Below are 17,563 nucleotides of genomic sequence, written 5' to 3' on the forward strand. Positions count from 1 at the left end.
GCTGGCGACCACGAAGCCAGCCTCGCGCAAGCGTCGCCGACTAGATATTCCCGATGGGATCGGCGATGGAGTGGTGCGTTGCTCAGTTTCGTGGGGATTTTCATCACGGTAGCGGCACTGCTCGGCGGATTTGCCGCCATGGGCGGGCATCTGGCCGTGCTCATGCAGCCGTGGGAATTCGTGATCATCATGGGCACCGCGATCGGCACCTTCATCGTTGCCAATCCGTGGAAAACGGTCGTTGATACCGGCGTGGCCTGCATGCAGGCCATTACCGGCGCGGTGCCGAGTGAGCGCTATTACCTCGATTTGCTCGGAGCGCTCCATGCCCTGATGCGGGAGCTGCGGGGCAAGGGCCGCAACGAGGTTGAGGCGCATATCGACGATCCCGCGTCCTCGGAGATCTTCAAGGCGTTCCCGAGCGTGCTTGGGGACCCGCCGTTGCTGCAGTTCATCTGCGACTATGTCCGCCTCATCATCATGGGCAATGCGCGCACGCACGAGATCGAAGCGCTGATGGACGAAGAGATCCACACCATCGTGAAGGCCAAGCTGGCGCCCTACAATTCGATGGTGGTCGTGTCCGAGGCGCTGCCGGCACTCGGCATCGTCGCCGCCGTGCTCGGCGTCATCAAGGCCATGGGCGCGCTCGACCAGTCGCCGAAGCTCCTTGGCGGCTTCATCGGGGCGGCGCTCGTCGGCACCTTCGCCGGCATCTTCCTGTCCTACGGGGTCCTCTCGCCCTTCGCGATCAAGATCAAGATGACGCGAGAGAAGCGCTGCCGGCCCTATATCATCGTCAAGCAGACGCTGCTGGCGTTCATGAACGGCGCCATGCCGCAGATCGCCGTCGAGCACGGTCGCAAGATGATCGCGAGCGGCGAACGGCCGTCGATCGACGTGGTCGAGAACGAGACGATTGCAGGTCCGAAGGCCGTCGCGACCGAGGCTGAACCGAAGGCTGCCCGCGCATGATGACGGAAGACCTCGACGTCGATCAGCGGAAGCAGCTGCCGAACTACCTGCTGGACGCCGCCGGCATATCGATCGAACGCATGCCGATGCTCAATGTGATCTTCGATCGCATGGCGGCATCGTGCACCGACAGCCTGCAGCCGATGGCGGGAACGCCGTGCTACTTCTCCGTCAACGGCATCACCAACGACCCGCTCGGCGACATCATCAAGGACTACGAGGGCAACGCGGTTGCAGCCGTGCTCTATGCCGAGCAGTGGGACTCGCGCGTCATCATCATGCTGGATCGCGACTTCGTGTTCACCATGGTCGAGGCGATGTTCGGCTCCGACGGCGCCGAACCGCCGCTCGACGTCGAACGCACCTTCTCGAACATCGAGATCCGGCTGGTCCAGGCACTGTTTGAGCGGTTCGCCAAGGCGCTGCAGGGCGCCTTCGCCGGCACCTCCAATGTCACCTTCCGTGTCGAGCGCGTCGAGACGGCGATGGCGTCGCTCGCGATTGGGCGCGCCAGCAATATGTCGATCTGCGCGAACATGATGGTGCAGGCGCTCTATCGCGGCGGCCAGATGTTCCTGATCATTCCGCACTCCGCGCTCAATCCGCTCAGGCAGAAGCTCGCCCACGTCGTCGTCAGCGACGGCCGCGCGGCTGATCCGCGCTGGCGCGAGCAGATGGAGAGCGAGGTTCACCGTACCGAAGTGACGCTGAGCGCGGTGCTCGACGAGAAGATGATTTCCCTCGAGGACGTCGTGCAATTCAAGGTGGGGCAGGTTCTGGAGCTCGAGGCCACGCCGCGCACGTTGGCCCGGCTCGAGAGCAACAACCAGGTGCTGTTCTGGTGTCAGATCGGCCAGCTCGATGGCTATTACGCCATGCAGGTGGCCGATCCCGTCGATCAGAAGCGGGAGTTCGTCGATGATATCCTATCTCGTTGATGCCGTGCTGCTGATCGCGCTGGCGTTCACCAGCATGAGGGTGACCCGGATGCACCGCGAATTGGCGCGGCTGCGCAGCTACCAGGGCGAGTTCTCGACCATCGTCCACGAGACGGCGGGCGCCTTCGACACCGTCATCACCGCCGCACATGATTCCACCGCAAATCTCGGCCGGCTCGCCAATGTGCTGAGCACGAAGATAGATCAGGCCCACGAGGCGATCGCGGCGCTCGATGCGCGGAGCGGGCTTCAACCGACCGCAACCGTGAGCGGCGCCGAGGCGAACAAGCACTGAATTCGGGACTTGCAGAACACGTGCGATCGGACCGTCGCGGCGCTCCGGGAGCGGAAATACCAAGAGGCGATACCAAATGGCGCAATCTTTCGAATATGAGTCTGCATCGGCATCGGGAGAGACCGATGCGTCTCCGCTGGAGCGGCTGGCGGAGATCGCCGCGCGCACGGCAGAGGAAACCGGCAAATTCGCCAATGTCGATGCCATCCTGCGCATTCCCGTCACGATGCAGGTGGTGCTGGGATCAGCGACCATTCCCGTCGCGAACCTGATGAAACTCGGCCGCGGCGCGGTGGTTCCGCTCGATCACCGCGTCGGCGAGCCCGTTGACGTCGTGGTCAATGGCCGCGTCGTTGCCCGCGGCGAAGTGGTTGTCGTCGAAGAGGACAATTCCCGCTTCGGCGTCTCGCTCACGGAGATTGTCGGACCGCTGGGGCAGGGTGATACCTGATCATGGCGGCACAGGTCGGCGTCGCTCCTATCAAGCAGCGAGGCGTTGCCACGCTGGGCGGAACGGAAAAGGTCGCGGCACTCCTGTTGGCCATGGGCCGGCAGGCGGCCGCGAGCGTGCTCTCGCAGTTCGAGCCGCAGGATATCCGCATCGTCACCAAGGCCGCGGCCGAGCTGCGGCCGATCACCGCGCAGGAGCTCGAGTCGATCGTCGAGGAGTTCGCCCAACAATTCTCGATGGGCGCCAACATTCTTGGCACCATCGGCGGTCTCGAAGCCGTGCTCGGCGATGTGCTGCCGGCCGACCAGGTCTCGGCAATCATGTCGGACCTGCTCGGCAATTCGAGCCGGTCGGTGTGGGACCGCGTCTCGTCGGTGTCGGAAAACTCGCTGGCGACATACCTCTCCAAGGAGCATCCGCAGACCGCGGCGCTGATCCTGTCCAAGGTCAAGCCGTCCTGCGCCGCCAAGGTGATGAGCCAGCTGCCGTCGAGCCTGCGCAACGAGCTGATGCGGCGCGTCCTCAGCCTCAAGCCGATCGTCGACGACGCCATGAAGGTCCTCGAGAAGACCCTGCACGAGGACCTGACGCTCAATTTTGCCCGCAACCTCGGCGCCGACACCTACGCGCGCGTTGCGGACATCATCAACAAGATGGAGCGCGGCCATATCGAGGACATGCTGAAGAGCTTGTCGGAGAAGCGTCCGAAGTCTGCCGAAGTTCTGAAGGAACTGCTGTTCACCTTCGACGACGTGGTCAATTTGACCCCGAAGGCGCGCACCATGATCTTCGATCAGGTGCCGACCGATCGCATCGTTATCGCGCTGAAGGGTACCGACAAGCATTTCCGCGAACTCATCCTGTCCTCGGTTGCCTCGCGCGTCCGCCGCGTCGTCGAGCACGAACTCGCCATCGGCGAGCCGTCGAACCAGCGCGACGTGCTGGAGGCGCGCCGCGTTATCACCGACCTTGCACTCGACCTGGCGGAAAAGGGCGAAATCGAGCTCAACCCCGAGCAGGAGGATGAGCTGGTCTTCCGCTGACCGCTGAACGGGCATGGCAGAAACATCCGATCAGGAGAGCAAGACAGAAGAACCGACCGAGAAGAAAGTCCGCGATTCGCTCGAACAGGGCAAAATCCCGGTCTCTCGGGAGGCTTCTATCTTCGCCTCGATGGCCGCACTGATGGTGATCCAGGCGTTCCTGATCGGCCCGGGCGTCCAGCAATTGACGCCGACGCTGAAGAGCCTGCTCGACGATCCCGAAGGCTTCCCTCTTGGCAACGGCGCGGACGCGCGCAACCTGCTCACGGTGGTGGGCCTCGAGGCGTTGCGATTCCTGGTGCCGCTGGTCGTCACCATGGCGGTGTTCGGCCTCGCCGCATCGTTGCTGCAGAATGCGCCGCGCCTGGTGCTGGAGCGCATCAAGCCGCAGCTGTCGCGAATCTCCCCGATCAGCGGCTGGAGCCGGCTGTTCGGAACACAGGGCCTCGTCGAATTCGCCAAGTCGCTGTTCAAGCTCGTCTCGGTGACGGTCGTCGTCGTGTTCGTGCTGCGCTCGTCCGAAGCCAGGGCGTTCGAGGCGATGTACACGGATCCGGTCGCGCTGCCGGAGATGATTCTCAACATCGCGATGCGGATCGTCTCGGCGATCTGCATCGCCACCATCGTCCTGGTCGCGATCGATCTCGCCTGGGCGCGCTTCCACTGGCGGCGCGAGCTGCGCATGACCAAGCAGGAGATCAAGGACGAGCACAAGCAGGCGGAGGGCGATCCCCTGATCAAGGCGCGCCTGCGCTCACTGGCGCGCGACCGTTCGCGCCAACGCATGATCGCATCCGCCTCGCGCGCGACGCTGGTGATCGCAAACCCGACGCACTTCGCGATCGCGCTGCGCTACAAGCGCGAGGAGAACGCAGCGCCCATGGTCGTCGCCAAGGGCATGGACGTGATCGCGCTCAAGATCCGCGAAGTCGCGGAGCAGAACCGGATCCCGGTGATCGAGAACAAGGCGCTGGCGCGCGCGCTCTATGAGGCGGTTCAGGTCGACCAGGTGATTCCGGCGGAATTCTTCCGGCCGGTCGCCGAGATCATCTACTTCCTGCAGTCCAAGCAGGCGCCGAGGACCGAGAAGGTTCAGTAGATTTCCGAGCATAGCGTCGGCTGCATCAGCCTGACGAAAGCTTGCGGTCCTAAACTTAATCTTAAGAAATCAGCATGGGGCCGTCGTGGGACCGCTTTATCTCTTCGAACTCGCATCGTCGCAGGCGCGGTACCTCGAGCTCCGCCAGTCGACCATCGCGACCAACGTCGCCAACGCCAATACGCCGGGCTTCAAGGCGCGCGACGTCGAGCCCTTCAACAAGGTTCTCGACGCCACGCCGGTCAGGCTCGCGACGACGTCGCCCTCGCACATGCAATTGTCCGCGGCCGAGACCGATACGCGGAAGACCGCGAAGGACAGCTGGGAAGTGGTTCACTCCGGCAACTCCGTCAGCCTCGAGCAGGAAATGATCAAGGGCAGCGACGTCAGTCGCGACTACTCGATGAACTCGGCGGTCGTGCGGTCGTTCCACCGCATGCTGCTGTCGAGCGCGAAGAGCTGAGGTGAATTGACATGCTGGACTCACTGCAAGCGTCATTGACGGTCGCGAGCTCCGGGCTCGAAGCGCAGTCGACGCGCATGCGCGTCGTTTCGGAAAACCTTGCCAATGCGACCTCGACGGGGCGGACGGCCGGCGCCGATCCGTATCAGCGCAAGACCATCACCTTCGATGCCGCCATGGACCGCGCCTCGGGCGCGCAGCTTGCGAAGGTCAAGGAGATCGGGGTCGACACCACGCCGTACCGCGTGGAGTACGAGCCGGGACATCCCGCCGCCGACAAGGCCGGTTACGTCAAGCTGCCGAACGTCAACATGATGATCGAGATGGCCGACATGCGGGAAGTCAACCGGTCCTATGAAGCCAATCTCCAGGTCGTGAAACAGGTGAGGTCGATGCTGGGCATGACCATCGACCTGCTGAGGAGCTGACAATGCTTGAGGCAATTTCGTCCACCGCGATTTCCGCCGGGCAGGCGGCGAGCCGCGCGACCGAGACGCAGGCCATCGCGCCGGCGGCGCCGACTGCGATTCAGTCCACCGACGATGTCGGATTCGAATCGGTGATGAAGCAGGTGACGACGGACGCGATCGGGACGCTGAAGGCGGGCGAAGCGGCGTCGATCTCGGCGATGCAGGGCAAGGAATCGACCCGGAAGGTCGTGGAGGCGCTGATGTCGGCCGAGCAGGCCTTGCAGACCGCGGTCGCGGTCCGCGACAAGGTCGTGCAAGCCTACCAAGAAGTCGTCCGGATGTCGATTTGATCTGAGGGAATGAAGCTGTGAAATCGCTCGCCATTGCGGCCACGGGCATGAACGCCCAGCAGACCAACATCGAAGTCATCGCGAACAACATCGCCAACATCAACTCGACGTCGTACAAGCGTGCGCGCGCGGAATTCACCGATCTGTTCTACCAGATGGACCGCATGCAGGGCGTCGCGAACGTCAATGGCTCCTCGCCGATCCCGGAAGGCTCCAATCTCGGCCTCGGCGTCAAGTCGACGGCCATTCGCAAGTTGCACATCCAGGGCGCGCTCACGCAGACCGGCAACCCCTACGACCTCGCGATCAACGGCCGCGGCTGGTTTCAGGTGCTCGGCCCGAATAACGAGGTGCAATACACCCGCGCCGGTTCGTTCAGCCCCAACGCCAACGGCCAGCTCGTCACCACCGACGGCTATCTGCTGGATCCCGCAATCACGATACCGCAGGGAACCGTTCAGGTCACGGTCAACCAGACCGGACAGGTGTTTGCCAAGCTGGACACCGAAATCAACCCGCGGCAGATCGGCCAGCTCAACCTCGCCAATTTCGCCAACGAAGCGGGTCTCGAGCCGCTCGGCAGCAATCTCTATCGCGAGACCACGGCGTCCGGCACGCCGGTCGTCGGACTGCCGGGCGATTCCGGATATGGCAAGATCAACCAGCAATATCTCGAAGCCTCGAACGTCGACCCGGTCAAGGAAATCACCGAGTTGATCTCGGCGCAGCGCGCCTACGAAATGAACGCCAAGGTCATCCAGGCCTCGGATGAAATGGCCCAGACGGTCTCGAAGGGCATGCGCTAGTTCCGGTGTTCTCGATGTCGAACAGGGTGGGCTTGATGGTGCGCGGGTTGGCCGCCGTGCTGCTGGTTCTCGTCTCGGCGCGCCTCGCTGCGGCCGAGGAGAAGCGGCTTCCCGTGCCGGCCGTCTCGATCCGAGCCGGCGAGCTGATCCGGGACGACATGATCACGGAACGCGCCTTCGCGCCGAACGTGCTCGGCGTTGCCATGTTCATCGAAGGACGCCAGATCCTGGTCGGACGCATGGCACGGCGCACGCTGTTGCCGGGCCAGCCGATTCCGACCAATTCGGTGGAGGATCCCTGGACGATTGCCCGCGGCGCCATGGTCAAGGTCGTGGTGGAAGACAGCGGCCTGTCGATCGTCACTTACGGCGCGGCGATGCAGTCGGGCGCGACCGGCGCGCTCATTCCGGTGCGAAACACCGACACCGGCGTGATCATCAGAGGCGTCGTCCAGCCGGACGGCACCGTCAAGGTCGTGGATGGATCATGACCAGAATCCTGCTTGCGCTCGTCCTGCTCGTTTCCGCCGCCAGCGCCCAGGCGGCTGTCCGCATCAAGGACATCGCGGACATCAAGGGATTGCGCGAAAACCAGATCGTCGGTTACGGCCTCGTCATCGGCCTGAACGGCACCGGCGACACGCTCCGGAACGCTCCGTTCACGGAGCAGTCCCTGCAATCGATGCTCGAGAACATGGGTATCAACGTCAGGAACGAGACCACGAGCACCAACAATCCCCCGCGTCCGACGACGCTGCGCACACGCAACGTCGCAGCCGTCATGGTGACCGCGGATTTGGCGCCCTCGATCGGAGCGGGCGAGCGCATGGACGTGACCGTATCTTCGCTCGGCGATGCGACCTCGCTGCTCGGCGGCACGCTGGTGATGACTTCGCTGCGGGCGGCGGACGGCGCCGTCTATGCGGTGGCGCAAGGCGCGATCACGGTCGCCGGTTACAGTGTGGGAGGGCAGGCGCAGAACGTCAGCCAGGGCACGCCGACGGCGGGCCGCATCCCGAACGGTGCGCTGGTCGAACGCGAGGTGCAGGGAAGCCTCCACGAGATGGAGTTCCTGGTGCTGGAGCTCAAGAACCCCGATTTCGTCACCGCGACGCGCATCCTCGACGCTATCAACAGTTACGCCGGTGGCCGCTACCGCGCGCAGATCGCCTTCGAGCGCGACTACCGCACCATCGTGCTGTCGAAGCCGCGCCATATCGGCCCCGTCCGCTTTCTCGCCGAAATCGGCGAGCTGACGGTCGAGCCGGACACGCCGGCGCGAGTGGTGATCAACGAACGGACCGGCACGGTGGTGATCGGGCGCGACGTGCGCATATCGACCGTCGCCGTGACGCACGGCAACCTGACGGTTCGTGTCACCGAGCTTCCAGTGGTGTCGCAGCCGGCGCCGTTCTCGCGAGGGCAGACGGTGGTCGTTCCCCAGACGGTGGTCGAGGCCAACGAGGCCGGATCGCAGGTGGCGATCCTGAGCGGCGTCGACCTCCAGCGCCTGGTGCGCGGGCTGAACCAGATCGGCCTGAAGCCGTCGGGCATCATCGCGATCCTCCAGGCGATCAAAACGGCCGGCGCGCTCCAGGCCGACGTCATCGTGCAATGATGCACAAGCGTCGTGCAAGCTTGGTCGCTCAATGCTCAGGTCTCGACCGAGAATCGCACGCGGCCCGATGCTGAAGCTGGATCACAAAGCCAAACTCCTCCTCCTGGTCGCGGCCTGCGCGTTCGGATGCGCTTCGCCCGTCCTGGCACTGGACGAGGCCAAGCCGTCGAAGCCGCTCAACCTGCTGTCCTTCGCGCGTGCCCGTGCGCCTGGTCCGCAGAAGCCGTATCCGGCGACCTCGTCGATACCGGGCGACAATGCGTCGTTGCGGGCGACGGCGTGGGCCGCCGAAGATTCCGGACCCGCGATCACGGGGGCCGTGCCGGCTCCCGAGAAGCCCGCGCCGGCGCCCGCGGTCGCGCCCGTGCGCCCGGCCAAGCCGGGCAGCGTCACGGCGCCGCCGAAGCCCGCGCCAGCACAGGCTGCGGTACCTGCGGACAATGAGGTCGCCCTGTTCTGCGGCAATGTCGCCGACCCCGCCGTCGATGCGCGGCTGGCCTGGCAGCTCAGGGAGCTGGAGAAGGCCGAGACCCAGCTCCGGGAGCGGATCGCCGAGGTCGAGGCCAAGCGCGCCGAATACGAGAAGTGGATGGCGCTGCGTGACGACTTCCTGAAAAAGGCCGAAGCGAGCGTCGTCGAGATCTATTCGCGCATGAAGCCGGACGCCGCGGCGACGCAGATCGCCGGGATGGCGGACGAGACCGCCGCCGCCGTGCTTGCAAAACTCAGTCCGAGGAGCTCGAGCGCGATCTTCAACGAGATGGAGACGGCACGCGCGGCGCACCTTGCCGATCTGCTCGGCGGAATGCGTCGCGTGGATGACGGAAAGACCAAATAGATGAAGAATCTGATCCTCATCCTGCCGCTCCTGATGCTGACCGGGTGCATCGGCGATCCCGCGGAAGTGCTGACCGGTCCGCGACTGTCGCCGGTCGGCACCGGCCTGAGGACACAGGCCGATCCGATTCCGGTGACGCCCCGCATGCGTACGCCCGTCAGCTATCGCTCGACCTGGGACGACGGCACGGATCTCTATCGCGATCCCCGTGCCCGGCGCACCGGCGACGTCGTGACCGTCATCATCTCGATGCAGGACAAGGCCAAGCTCGACAACAAGACCGATCGTTCGCGCGATTCGCAAATCAAGTTCGGGCTGGATTGGCTGATGGACGTCGCCGGATGGCAGGACAAGGGCTCGACCAGCGCCAATCTGAACACCAACACCCAGATCAAGGGGAACGGTCAGATCGATCGTACCGAAGACATCAAGCTGTCGATTGCCGCCATCGTCACCGACGTGTTGCCCAACGGCAATATGATGATCAGCGGCTCGCAGGAGTTCAAGGTCAACACCGAGATGCGCGTGCTCAACGTCGGCGGCATCGTGCGTCCGCGCGATATCTCGCGCACCAACACGATCTCCTACGAGAAGATCGCCGAGGCACGCGTGGCCTATGGCGGCCGCGGAAATCTGTCTGACGTGCAGCAGCCTGGATGGGGACATCGGATCTATGACGCCGTGGCACCATTCTGAGATTCGCGCCGACCGCGCCGCGCCGCGAGGGCAGGGGACGTGATGCGCCTGATTGCGGCCATTGTGGTGCTGACCCTGATCGCGATCGGTGCGGGCGCGGTTGCCGGCCTGCATCTGTTCGCGGCTGCGGAGCGCATCGCCGACGCGAAGAAGAGCGCCACGCCGCCGCCCCTTGCCACGAGCTACGCCGGCAGCGCACGGCTGAGAAAGCTGTCCCCGATCGTGACCAATCTCGCCGCGCCGGCCAACAACTGGGCCCGTGTCGAAGCCTCCATGGTGACTGATAGCATGAGCGACGAGGATGCCGGCATCCTGGCCGCCCATATCAGCGAGGACATCGTGACCTATCTGCGGTCGGCATCGGTTGGCCAGTTCGAGGGATCGCGCGGGCTTCAGCATCTGCGCGACGACCTGACCGAGCGGGCCAATATCCGCTCGTCGGGCAAGATCCGCGAATTGATCATTGAGACCTTGGTGATTCAGTGAGAGTGAGAGTCCTGCTGCTCGCGTTGGTTCTGGTCGTGCTGCCCGAGGTGGCGCTGGCCCAGATTCCGGACCTCAACTCGCTGCTGCCGCCGGGCAACGGCTCGACCAGCGGCCGCATCATCCAGCTGATGGCGGTGATCACGGTGCTGTCGGTGGCACCGGGACTGCTGATCATGGTGACGAGCTTCACGCGATTTGCGGTGGCGCTGTCGTTCCTGCGCTCAGGTCTCGGCCTTCAGACCACGCCGGCCAATCTGGTGCTGATCAGCCTCGCGCTGTTCATGACCTTCTACGTGATGGCGCCGACCTTCGACCGCGCCTGGGAAACCGGCGTCCAGCCGCTGATGAAGAACGAGATCTCGGAGGAAGAAGCCTATCTGAAAATCACCGATCCGTTCCGCGAGTTCATGCTGGCTCATGTCCGCGACAAGGATCTCCAGACCTTCGAGGCACTCGCCGCGGAGAGCTTCCGCAAGAAGTTCGACGACAAGCGCATCGACATGCGTGTCATCATTCCGGCCTTCATGATCTCCGAGCTCCGGCGCTCGTTCGAGATCGGATTCCTCATCATCCTGCCGTTCCTCGTCATCGACATGATCGTGGCGACGCTGACCATGTCGATGGGCATGATGATGATGCCGCCCACGATCCTCGCGCTGCCGTTCAAGATGCTGTTCTTCGTGTTGATCGACGGCTGGAACCTGCTGGCCTCCGGACTGGTACGGTCGTTCTCGTAGCTACCGCGATCGCCGGCCGGTTATGGTTAGCGAAAAGTGCCGGTCTATGGTTAGCAGAGGGTAATGTTAACTATATGATATTACAGAGAAATTCAAGCCGATCTTAATCTCGGCGCAAGATTCGGCGTGCTAGCAATGCGGCACGGCGGGTTGGACCCCACCCACATCAGTCCAAAGGCATGATGCCGCCCCTCCGTACCGGTGAAAGCCCGGTATGTCCCCTCATGAAAATGTAACGCGTACATCAAAGGGACATTCGCAATGTCAAGCCTGCTTACGAACTCGACCGCCATGACCGCGCTCCAGACCCTGCGGTCTGTCGGCTCGCAACTCTCCACCACGCAGACCCGGATCTCGACCGGCCAGCGCGTGGCCACCGCTTCGGACAACGCCGCCTACTGGTCGATCGCGACGTCGATGCGCGCCGACAACGCCGCGCTCTCCGCCGTCTCCGACTCGCTCGGTCTGTCGGCCGCGACCGTCGACACGCAGTACACCGCTCTGACCACGGTTATCGGCGACAAAGACTCCGGCCTGACCAAACTTCAGTCGCTGCTGGTCCAGGCCAAGACCGCCGGTGTCGACCGCACCAAGATCCAGGCTGACGTCACCCAGATTCAGCAGCAGATGAAGTCCACCGCCGATGCGGCGACCTTCAACGGCATTAACTGGCTGAGCATCAATACCTCGACCGGTCCCGCGGCCACGCCGGCGTCCTTCAACCTGGTGTCGTCGTACTCCCGCGTTGGCGGTACGCCCACCATCGGCTCCATCACGGTGACGACCGCGAACTTCGCGCTCTACACCACCGGTGGCGCATCTCCGACCGGCATTCTCGACACGACCGTCGCCCCGCCCGCCGGTGGCCCGACGCCCGCCCCGGCCGCAGCCTCGGTCGCCACCCTGAACATCGGTAGCTTGACCGATGCGGCGCCCGACCAGGTCCTGCTCGACAGCTACATCGCGCAGGTCACGACCGCGATCAACACGGTGGCCTCGGCCGCCGCCAATCTCGGTGCCGTCAAGAACCGCATCTCGACCAACACCGAATTCGTGAAGTCGCTGATGGACTCGGTTGATCGCGGTGTCGGCCAGCTCGTTGACGCCGACATGAACCAGGAGTCCACCCGCCTGGCGGCCCTCCAGGTCCAGCAGCAGCTCGGCGTTCAGGCGCTTTCGATCGCCAACAACAGCAGCCAGAGCATCCTGTCGCTGTTCCGTTAAGCTCCAAACCATCTGGGGAGGGCCGCGCTTCTCGCGAAGCGCGGCCCTTTCGTTTGGCGTGACGCCGCGCGCATGCGGTAATTTCGGCTGCCCTGTTGCGGCTCGGACACAGGGCCACAAGCCTCGCACAAGCTTCACGGGCTATCGTCGGCGCTACGACAGATTGGGCCCGCTATTTCGCCGCCCAAAGGCATGACGCCGCCCTGTCGTACCGGTGCAAGCCCGGTATGTCCCCAAAAACAGTTCAATCTTCAAAGGGACATCAAAAATGGGTTCAAGTCTGCTCACCAACTCGTCTGCAATGACCGCGCTGCAGACCCTCCGCAATGTCAGCTCGCAGCTCGCGACCACGCAGAACCGGATCTCGACCGGCCAGCGTGTCTCGACCGCGTCCGACAACGCCGCCTACTGGTCGATCGCGACCTCGATGCGCTCCGACAACGCCGCGCTCTCCGCCGTCTCCGACTCGCTCGGTCTGTCGGCCGCGACCATCGACACCGAATACACCGCTCTGACCTCGGTGATCGGTGACAAGGACTCCGGCCTGACCAAGCTCCAGGCGCTGCTGGTCCAAGCCAAGACCGCCGGTATCGACCGCACCAAGATCCAGGCTGACATCACCCAGATTCAGCAGGATATGAAGCTCAAGGCCGACTCCGCGACCTTCAACGGCATTAACTGGCTGAGCATCAATACCTCGACCGGTCCCGCGGCCACGCCGGCGTCCTTCAACCTGGTGTCGTCGTACTCCCGCGTTGGCGGTACGCCCACCATCGGCTCCATCACGGTGACGACCGCGAACTTCGCGCTCTACACCACCGGTGGCGCATCTCCGACCGGCATTCTCGACACGACCGTCGCTCCGCCCGCCGGCGGTCCGACGCCCGCTCCCGCCGCGGCCTCGGTCGCCACCCTGAACATCAGTGCACTGACCGACGCGGCGCCCGACCAGGTCCTGCTCGACAGCTACATCACGCAGGTCACGACCGCGATCAACACGGTGGCTTCGGCCGCCGCCAATCTCGGCGCCGTCAAGAACCGCATCGCGACCAACACCGAATTCGTCAAGACCCTGATGGACTCGGTGGATCGCGGTGTCGGCCAGCTCGTCGACGCCGACATGAATGCGGAATCGACCCGCCTTCAGGCCCTGCAGACCCAGCAGCAGCTCGGTGTTCAGGCGCTCTCGATCGCCAACCAGAACAGCCAGAGCATCCTGTCGCTGTTCCGCGGTTAAGCCTCAAAACCATCAGGGGAGGCCGCGCTTCTCGCGAAGCGCGGCCTTTCCATTTTGGCGCAAGCTCGTCGCGCGCCATGATCGCGGCCTGGAAATTCGACTTGACGCCTTGACCTGGCTCGTCGTGTTCCGGCCCGCCGCGGAGCCACAAGCCTCGCACAAACTTCGCGTGCTATCGCCGCCGTTACGACAGGTTGGGCCCGCTTTTTCGCCGCCCAAAGGCATGACGCCGCCCTGTCGTACCGGTGCAAGCCCGGTATGTCCCAAAAAATTTCAATCCGTTTCAAGGGGACGTCAAAAATGAGTTCTAGTCTGCTCACCAACTCGTCTGCAATGACCGCGCTGCAGACCCTCCGCAATGTCAGCTCGCAACTCGCGACCACGCAGAACCGGATCTCGACCGGCCAGCGTGTCTCTACCGCTTCGGACAACGCTGCCTACTGGTCGATCGCGACCTCGATGCGCTCCGACAACGCCGCGCTTTCCGCCGTCTCCGACTCGCTCGGTCTGTCGGCCGCGACCGTCGACACCGAATACACCGCTCTGACCTCGGTGATCGGTGACAAGAATTCCGGCCTGACCAAGCTCCAGGCGCTGCTGGTCGAAGCCAAGACCGCCGGTATCGACCGCACCAAGATCCAGGCTGACATCACCCAGATTCAGCAGGATATGAGGCTCAAGGCCGACTCCGCGACCTTCAACGGAATTAACTGGCTGAGCATCAATACCTCGACCGGTCCCGCGGCCACGCCGGCATCCTTCAACCTGGTGTCGTCGTACTCCCGCGTTGGCGGTACGCCCACCATCGGCTCCATTACCGTGACGACCGCGAGCTTCGCGCTCTACACCACCGGTGGCGCGTCTCCGACCGGCATTCTCGACACGACCGTCGCTCCGCCCGCCGGCGGTCCGACGCCCGCTCCCGCCGCGGCCTCGGTCAGCACCCTGAACATCAGTGCACTGACCGACTCGGCGCCCGACCAGATCCTGCTCGACAGCTACATCACGCAGGTCACGACCGCGATCAACACGGTGGCCTCGGCCGCCGCCAATCTCGGTGCCGTCAAGAACCGCATCGCGACCAACACGGACTTCGTCAAGACCCTGATGGACTCGGTGGATCGCGGTGTCGGCCAGCTCGTCGACGCCGACATGAACGCGGAATCGACCCGCCTCCAGGCCCTGCAGACCCAGCAGCAGCTCGGTGTTCAGGCGCTCTCGATCGCCAACCAGAACAGCCAGAGCATCCTGTCGCTGTTCAAGTAAGCTCCGGCTTCGAAAACAACCGTGCTCCCCCGGGAGCACGGTCCCCGCCATGACCGGCGGGTGTGGCGGCACAAGATGTGCCCGTAATGGAAGATCTCCCGACGCCAGACGTCATGCAACACACCGCAGCCGATCGCGCTGCCATGCGCCCGCGCGCCCGGTTGTTGCTCCTGACCTGATTGCGTCGTCCAAGATTCTTGTAAAATTGCAACGCCTCGCCCGCGAACCGACACATTCGCCTCCTCGCGCAACCTTCAGACAAGGTTGGCAGCGGAGTGTCCCATACGTTCGCATTGGTACGAGGTCACATGCTGCTCAGTCGTGCGCAGGTACAGCAACTGCTCAACAATCTGCTGGAGCTTGGGCCGCGACGCCTGATGGCCTTGGGACTGATCGGCTTTGCCGTTCTCGTCACCGTCGTCGGCGGCGCCTATTATCTGAGCCGGCCTGAGTTCGAAACGCTCTATACAGGCCTCAATCGCGAAGACGTGACGCGCATCGGCGCCGCGCTGCGCGAGCAGAATATCACATTCGACGTCAATACGGCCGGCGACGCCGTCTCGGTGCGCCCGAGCCAGACCATGCAGGCGCGGATGCTGCTGGCCGAGAAGGGCCTGCCGACCAGCGCCAATTCCGGTTACGAGCTGTTCGACAAGATCGGCTCGCTCGGCCTGACCTCGTTCATGCAGGAAGTCACCAAGCTGCGGGCGCTGGAAGGCGAGATCGCGCGCACCGTGCAGCTGATGAAGGGCGTCAAGGCGGCGCGGGTGCATATCGTGATGCCGGTGCGCGGCTCGTTCCGGGCGACGCAGCAACCGCCGTCGGCGTCGGTCGTGCTGCGCACCGACGGCGCGATCGAGGCGCGTACGGCGCAGTCGATCCGCCACCTCGTCGCGGCGGCCATTCCCGGCATGAGCCGGGACAAGGTGACGGTGCTGGATGCCGATGGTTCGATGCTGCTGGCCGAAGAGGACGAGGCGAGCGCAGCGCCGACCAAGATGGCGAGCCTCCAGAAGACGGTCGGCGGGATGGTGCAGGAGAACATCCGCAAGGCGTTGACGCCATATCTCGGCCTGGACAATTTCGAGGTGAGCGTCGCGCCGCAGCTCTCCACCGACAAGCGGCAGACCAACGAGACGGTCTATGACCCGGAGAGCCGCGCCGAGCGTTCGGTCCGGAACGTGCGCGAGAAGGAATCGTCGCAGAATGCGGACCGTTCGACGCCGACCACGGTGCAGCAGAACCTGCCCGACCAGCAGGTGAATTCCGGCGGCACAAAGAATTCCAGCGAGGACAAGACCCGCCGCGAGGACGTCACCAATTTCGAGGTGTCGTCCAAGACAACGACGACGGTGAGCGACGGTTACCTGGTCAAGAAACTCTTCATCGCCGTGCTGGTCAACCGCGCGCGGCTCGTCGCCGATCTCGGCGACAAGAGCAACCAGGCGATCGTCGACAGCAAGCTCGCCGAGATCAGCCAGCTCGCGGCGACGGCAGGCGGACTGGACAAGCAGCGCGGCGACCAGATCCAGGTGACGGCCGTCGACTTCATCGAAGGCTCGCGCGAACTGGCGCCGGTGCCGCCGATCAGCTTCGTCGAGATGATCAACAAGCAGCTCGGCAGCGTCATCAATGCAGTAACCATCCTGGCCGTTGCCTCGATGCTGGTCTGGTTCGGCCTTCGCCCTGCGGTCAACGGCATTCTGACGCATCGCGCAGCGCAGGAGCAGACCGAGGCGGCCGAGGCCGCCGAGCTTGAAGCTGCAACAGCCCTTGCATTGGCCGACAGTCAGGACCCCGAGCTCAACCTCGTCGAGGATCTCGAAGGCAAGATGCAGCGGACGCCGCAGAAGCGGCTGGAGCAGATCGTACGGCTCGATCAGATGCAGGCGGCAGCAATCCTTAAAGACTGGATGCGGCGCGAGGAGGCAGCATGAACGCGGCTATCGGAAAACTCCTGACGCAGTTCGACGCGAATGGGCGGGCCAAGTCTCCACCGCCGCCTCCGCCCCCCAAGATCCAGGATGTGCTGACAAGGCCGATGGAGGTGCGGCGCGAGCCTCAGCCGCCGCGTCAGGCCCAATCGCAGCCGCAGCTTCAATCGCCGCCTCCGGCGCCCGAGGCGGAAGCTCCGCCGGTCAATCTTCTCGAAGATGCCTATCGTCGCGGCCATGCCGCCGGTGTCGCGGAAGGCGATGCCAGGGTTGCCGAGGAGCGCGTCCGCAGCGCGATCCGGCTCGGCGAGGAGCGGGCCAAATGGTCCGACCAGCAGGCGGCCACGATCGTGGGCGGCTTCGAGACGGCCTGCCGCGAGATCGAAACCAACATCGCAAGCTCGGTCGCGCGGATATTGCTGCCTTTCCTCGCCGACGCCGTCCGTGACAAGGCGATCGGATCGCTGGTCGAGCAGATCGCGGCGCTGACCGGCAATTCGCCGGTGCCGGTGTTCAAGATCACCGGCCCGGGCGAATTGCTCGATCTGGTGCGCTCGCAGCTCCAGGCGGCCCGGCGAACCGGGATTGAATACGAAGCCGCCGAGACCTTCGAGGTCCGTGTTGTCGCCGACCAGACCGTGATCGAGACGCAGATTGCGGCGTGGAGCGAACGTCTGAACGAGGCGCGCCGGTAGTC

Annotated in this window: 21 protein-coding genes; all 21 read left to right on the forward strand. The window is 64.1% G+C overall.

Annotation, left to right across the window (positions count from 1 at the left end; all coding sequences use genetic code 11):
• Positions 1 to 78: 78 nt before the first annotated feature.
• The 21 genes from motA to QJT78_RS01770 all read left to right on the forward strand — a co-directional run bounded on the left by motA (position 79) and on the right by QJT78_RS01770 (position 17,561).
• Positions 79 to 975: a flagellar motor stator protein MotA gene (gene motA / locus QJT78_RS01670; RefSeq protein ID WP_028153459.1), complete on the forward strand. Its 897-nt coding sequence runs from the start codon at positions 79 to 81 to the stop codon at positions 973 to 975.
• Positions 972 to 1,913, forward strand: coding sequence for a FliM/FliN family flagellar motor switch protein (locus QJT78_RS01675; RefSeq protein ID WP_028153460.1), 942 nt, complete (start codon positions 972 to 974; stop codon positions 1,911 to 1,913). The genes motA and QJT78_RS01675 overlap by 4 nt, the downstream gene beginning before the upstream one ends.
• Positions 1,894 to 2,208: a hypothetical protein gene (locus QJT78_RS01680; RefSeq protein ID WP_014492654.1), complete on the forward strand. Its 315-nt coding sequence runs from the start codon at positions 1,894 to 1,896 to the stop codon at positions 2,206 to 2,208. Before QJT78_RS01675 ends, QJT78_RS01680 begins: the two co-directional genes overlap by 20 nt.
• A 76-nt stretch (positions 2,209 to 2,284) precedes the next feature.
• A complete protein-coding gene (fliN, locus tag QJT78_RS01685; RefSeq protein ID WP_014492655.1) occupies positions 2,285 to 2,659 on the forward strand; it encodes a flagellar motor switch protein FliN in 375 nt (124 codons plus the stop codon).
• Positions 2,660 to 2,661: 2 nt separating this feature from the next.
• On the forward strand, positions 2,662 to 3,702 hold the full coding sequence (locus QJT78_RS01690; protein WP_014492656.1) for a flagellar motor switch protein FliG: 1,041 nt from the start codon (positions 2,662 to 2,664) through the stop codon (positions 3,700 to 3,702).
• A gap of 13 nt (positions 3,703 to 3,715) precedes the next feature.
• Positions 3,716 to 4,801: a flagellar biosynthesis protein FlhB gene (flhB, locus tag QJT78_RS01695; RefSeq protein WP_028153461.1), complete on the forward strand. Its 1,086-nt coding sequence runs from the start codon at positions 3,716 to 3,718 to the stop codon at positions 4,799 to 4,801.
• Positions 4,802 to 4,886: 85 nt separating this feature from the next.
• Positions 4,887 to 5,264, forward strand: a complete 378-nt coding sequence (gene flgB, locus QJT78_RS01700) for a flagellar basal body rod protein FlgB (protein WP_038944239.1) — start codon at positions 4,887 to 4,889, stop codon at positions 5,262 to 5,264.
• An 11-nt stretch (positions 5,265 to 5,275) separates the two neighbouring features.
• The gene (gene flgC, locus QJT78_RS01705) at positions 5,276 to 5,692 is read left to right on the forward strand and encodes a flagellar basal body rod protein FlgC (RefSeq protein WP_028153462.1); all 417 of its coding nucleotides are present in this window, start codon (positions 5,276 to 5,278) and stop codon (positions 5,690 to 5,692) included.
• A gap of 2 nt (positions 5,693 to 5,694) precedes the next feature.
• On the forward strand, positions 5,695 to 6,024 hold the full coding sequence (locus QJT78_RS01710) for a flagellar hook-basal body complex protein FliE (RefSeq protein WP_014492660.1): 330 nt from the start codon (positions 5,695 to 5,697) through the stop codon (positions 6,022 to 6,024).
• A 17-nt stretch (positions 6,025 to 6,041) separates the two neighbouring features.
• Positions 6,042 to 6,830 (forward strand): flagellar basal-body rod protein FlgG, encoded by a 789-nt coding sequence (gene flgG / locus QJT78_RS01715; RefSeq protein WP_038944240.1) that lies wholly within the window; start codon positions 6,042 to 6,044, stop codon positions 6,828 to 6,830.
• Positions 6,831 to 6,865: 35 nt separating this feature from the next.
• Positions 6,866 to 7,321, forward strand: coding sequence for a flagellar basal body P-ring formation chaperone FlgA (flgA, locus tag QJT78_RS01720; RefSeq protein ID WP_014492662.1), 456 nt, complete (start codon positions 6,866 to 6,868; stop codon positions 7,319 to 7,321).
• On the forward strand, positions 7,318 to 8,448 hold the full coding sequence (flgI, locus tag QJT78_RS01725; RefSeq protein WP_028153465.1) for a flagellar basal body P-ring protein FlgI: 1,131 nt from the start codon (positions 7,318 to 7,320) through the stop codon (positions 8,446 to 8,448). Before flgA ends, flgI begins: the two co-directional genes overlap by 4 nt.
• 67 nt (positions 8,449 to 8,515) lie before the next feature.
• Positions 8,516 to 9,286 carry a MotE family protein gene (locus QJT78_RS01730; protein WP_028153466.1) on the forward strand — a complete coding sequence of 257 codons (771 nt, stop codon included), beginning with the start codon at positions 8,516 to 8,518 and terminating at the stop codon, positions 9,284 to 9,286.
• Positions 9,287 to 9,982, forward strand: a complete 696-nt coding sequence (gene flgH, locus QJT78_RS01735) for a flagellar basal body L-ring protein FlgH (protein ID WP_028153467.1) — start codon at positions 9,287 to 9,289, stop codon at positions 9,980 to 9,982.
• Positions 9,983 to 10,024: 42 nt separating this feature from the next.
• Positions 10,025 to 10,468, forward strand: coding sequence for a flagellar basal body-associated FliL family protein (locus QJT78_RS01740; protein WP_038944241.1), 444 nt, complete (start codon positions 10,025 to 10,027; stop codon positions 10,466 to 10,468).
• Positions 10,465 to 11,205, forward strand: coding sequence for a flagellar type III secretion system pore protein FliP (gene fliP, locus QJT78_RS01745; RefSeq protein WP_014492667.1), 741 nt, complete (start codon positions 10,465 to 10,467; stop codon positions 11,203 to 11,205). The genes QJT78_RS01740 and fliP overlap by 4 nt, the downstream gene beginning before the upstream one ends.
• 261 nt (positions 11,206 to 11,466) lie before the next feature.
• A complete protein-coding gene (locus QJT78_RS01750) occupies positions 11,467 to 12,429 on the forward strand; it encodes a flagellin (protein WP_038944243.1) in 963 nt (320 codons plus the stop codon).
• Between the two features lie 268 nt (positions 12,430 to 12,697).
• Positions 12,698 to 13,666, forward strand: coding sequence for a flagellin (locus tag QJT78_RS01755; RefSeq protein WP_212480602.1), 969 nt, complete (start codon positions 12,698 to 12,700; stop codon positions 13,664 to 13,666).
• A gap of 300 nt (positions 13,667 to 13,966) precedes the next feature.
• Positions 13,967 to 14,932 (forward strand): flagellin, encoded by a 966-nt coding sequence (locus QJT78_RS01760; RefSeq protein WP_028147167.1) that lies wholly within the window; start codon positions 13,967 to 13,969, stop codon positions 14,930 to 14,932.
• 308 nt (positions 14,933 to 15,240) lie between these two features.
• Positions 15,241 to 16,869, forward strand: a complete 1,629-nt coding sequence (gene fliF / locus QJT78_RS01765; RefSeq protein ID WP_028147166.1) for a flagellar basal-body MS-ring/collar protein FliF — start codon at positions 15,241 to 15,243, stop codon at positions 16,867 to 16,869.
• Positions 16,866 to 17,561, forward strand: a complete 696-nt coding sequence (locus tag QJT78_RS01770; protein WP_028147165.1) for a hypothetical protein — start codon at positions 16,866 to 16,868, stop codon at positions 17,559 to 17,561. Before fliF ends, QJT78_RS01770 begins: the two co-directional genes overlap by 4 nt.
• Positions 17,562 to 17,563 lie beyond the last annotated feature (2 nt).

It is taken from the genome of Bradyrhizobium sp. Mp27 (assembly GCF_029953005.1).
Classification (GTDB): Bacteria; Pseudomonadota; Alphaproteobacteria; order Rhizobiales; family Xanthobacteraceae; genus Bradyrhizobium; species Bradyrhizobium barranii.